General features: G+C 60.8%; 1 pseudogene. It reads right to left on the bottom strand.

What is annotated here, in order from left to right:
• Positions 1-765: pseudogene (locus HMPREF2944_RS08885) on the bottom strand (RHS repeat protein); the annotation flags it as partial.

Below are 765 nucleotides of genomic sequence, written 5' to 3'. Positions count from 1 at the left end.
GACCCGCGGGGGAAATCATGCGTACCATCTGGTTTGAGCCGTTGTACTCGTAGCGGCTCAGACCGCCCTCAGCGTCCAGCACCTGCACGGGGTTACCCGCGCCGTCATAAACCATCGTGGAGACAGTCGGGTCGTCCGCATCTGCACTAACCTGCGGACCAGGATCCTCGGAGAGAACCTCGGTACGCACAGGGCGGCCCAGGTGGTCACACGAGATACGCACACGGTCAACACCATCACTAGTGGTGATGGTCTTGCGCGAGGAATCAACAGAAGTACGTACGCTCACACCGGTCGGGTCAATCAACGCGGTCAGAGTGCTTGCGGCATCATACTCGCGAGTCCACACGCCACCGGCGGGGTCAATGGTGCGCACCAGGCGCATCAAACCATCGTAGGCGTAGCTGAACTGCGCACCGCCCGGCAGGGTAATGCGGTCAATATTGCCGTTCGTATCAAAGGAACGTTCCATGCGGCGACCCAGCGGGTCAACCATTGCCACAATGTCACCGCTCGGACCGTACTCGTACTCGGTACGAGCACCGGCAGGGTCCACCGATGCCACCAGTCGACCGCCAGCAGCGTACTCAAAACGCCAGCGGGAGCCATCCGGGTCCTGGCGGCACACCATGTGGCCGGCAGAATCATAGGTGAACTCAGTTTCATGACCAAGGGCGGAAACAATCTTCACCAGGTGGCCCGCGGCAGAGTACTCGCAACGGGTCAGCTGCTGCTCAGCGTTACGAATACCGGTCAGCAGACCAC

Origin of the sequence: Rothia sp. HMSC072E10 (assembly GCF_001813965.1) — a bacterium.
Classification (GTDB): domain Bacteria; phylum Actinomycetota; class Actinomycetes; order Actinomycetales; family Micrococcaceae; genus Rothia; species Rothia mucilaginosa_A.
Note: the sequence above shows the minus strand (reverse complement) of the source record. Positions and strands in the feature narration are given on the sequence as shown.